This window comes from Variovorax multivorans (assembly GCF_051216835.1).
GTDB lineage: Bacteria > Pseudomonadota > Gammaproteobacteria > Burkholderiales > Burkholderiaceae_C > Variovorax.
In genome coordinates this window covers 3740-6005 of record NZ_JBPJZL010000034.1, presented here as the reverse complement: position 1 = coordinate 6005, position 2266 = coordinate 3740, and the positions used below count along the sequence as shown (strand labels likewise).

2 rRNA genes (1 of these 2 only partly in view) are annotated in these 2266 nt (G+C 50.8%); both read right to left on the bottom strand.

From position 1 onward, the window contains the following. Window positions 1-57 precede the first annotated feature (57 nt). Window positions 58-170 (bottom strand): 5S ribosomal RNA (gene rrf, locus ACSFCA_RS36240). Between the two features lie 128 nt (window positions 171-298). Further along, window positions 299-2266: ribosomal RNA gene (locus tag ACSFCA_RS36235) — 23S ribosomal RNA — on the bottom strand; it runs 905 nt beyond the window's last position.

The following is a 2266-nucleotide window of genomic DNA, read 5'->3' as shown; positions in this document are numbered from 1 at the left end:
TTCCCCCAAAGCAAAAACCCCCAGTCAATGCTGACTGGGGGTTTCTGGGCTGTAAGAGCCTGACGATGACCTACTTTCACACGGGAACCCGCACTATCATCGGCGCTGACGCGTTTCACTGTCCTGTTCGGGATGGGAAGGAGTGGTACCACGTCGCTATGGTCATCAGGCATAAAGGGTTGTCTGACTGATCACGTGATCAATCAAACGAATTCATAGAGTTTGGAATCAGTTTTTGGCGAATTATTTTGAATGCGTCAACTTGGCATAACACCTTGATCAGACTGATCAAAGTTATAGGGTCAAGCCGCACGAGCAATTAGTATCAGTTAGCTTAACGCATTACTGCGCTTCCACACCTGACCTATCAACGTCCTGGTCTTGAACGACTCTTTAGGGGGCTCAAGGCCCCGGCAGATCTCATCTTGAAACGAGTTTCCCGCTTAGATGCTTTCAGCGGTTATCTCTTCCACACTTAGCTACTCGGCAATGCCACTGGCGTGACAACCGATACACCAGAGGTGTGTCCACTCCGGTCCTCTCGTACTAGGAGCAGGCTTCCTCAAATCTGCAGCGCCCACGGAAGATAGGGACCAAACTGTCTCACGACGTTTTAAACCCAGCTCACGTACCTCTTTAAATGGCGAACAGCCATACCCTTGGGACCGGCTACAGCCCCAGGATGAGATGAGCCGACATCGAGGTGCCAAACACCGCCGTCGATATGAACTCTTGGGCGGTATCAGCCTGTTATCCCCAGAGTACCTTTTATCCGTTGAGCGATGGCCCTTCCATACAGAACCACCGGATCACTATGTCCTGCTTTCGCATCTGCTCGACTTGTCAGTCTCGCAGTTAAGCACGCTTATGCCATTGCACTATCGTCACGATGTCCGACCGTAACTAGCGTACCTTCGAACTCCTCCGTTACGCTTTGGGAGGAGACCGCCCCAGTCAAACTGCCTACCATGCACTGTCCCCGATCCAGATAATGGACCTAGGTTAGAACCTCAAACACACCAGGGTGGTATTTCAACGTTGGCTCCACAAGATCTAGCGACCCTGCTTCAAAGCCTCCCACCTATCCTACACAGATCTGTTCAAAGTCCAATACAAAGCTACAGTAAAGGTTCATGGGGTCTTTCCGTCTTTCCGCGGGGAGATTGCATCATCACAAACATTTCAACTTCGCTGAGTCTCAGGAGGAGACAGTGTGGCCATCGTTACGCCATTCGTGCAGGTCGGAACTTACCCGACAAGGAATTTCGCTACCTTAGGACCGTTATAGTTACGGCCGCCGTTTACTGGGACTTCAATCAAGAGCTTGCACCCCATCATTTAATCTTCCAGCACCGGGCAGGCGTCACACCCTATACGTCCACTTTCGTGTTTGCAGAGTGCTGTGTTTTTAATAAACAGTCGCAGCCACCGATTTTTTGCAACCCATTCATGCTCCGTTGTTCACTTCACACTAATAGGGCACACCTTCTTCCGAAGTTACGGTGTCAATTTGCCGAGTTCCTTCTCCTGAGTTCTCTCAAGCGCCTTAGAATACTCATCTCGCGCACCAGTGTCGGTTTGCGGTACGGTCGTATATAGCTGAAGCTTAGTGGCTTTTCCTGGAACCTCGTTCAGTCACTTCACCAGCAAGCTGGCTCGATCGTTGGCCTCGGTATATGTGCACCGGATTTGCCTAATGCACGCCTACATCCAACTAAACCGGGATATCCAACACCCGGATGACCTATTAAGATCCGTCCCCACATCGCACTATATATCGGTACAGGAATATTGACCTGTTTCCCATCAGCTACGCATCTCTGCCTCGCCTTAGGGGCCGACTCACTCTACGCCGATGAACGTTGCGTAGAAAACCTTGCGCTTACGGCGAGGGGGCTTTTCACCCCCTTTAACGCTACTCATGTCAGCATTCGCACTTCTGATACCTCCAGCACGCTTTACAACGCACCTTCACAGGCTTACAGAACGCTCTCCTACCACTTGCAATAAATTGCAAATCCGCAGCTTCGGTAACTGGCTTAGCCCCGTTACATCTTCCGCGCAGGACGACTCGATCAGTGAGCTATTACGCTTTCTTTAAATGATGGCTGCTTCTAAGCCAACATCCTGACTGTTTTAGCCTTCCCACTTCGTTTCCCACTTAGCCAATTTTAGGGACCTTAGCTGGCGGTCTGGGTTGTTTCCCTCTTGAGTCCGGACGTTAGCACCCGGTGCTCTGTCTCCCAAGCTGTACTCATCGGTATTC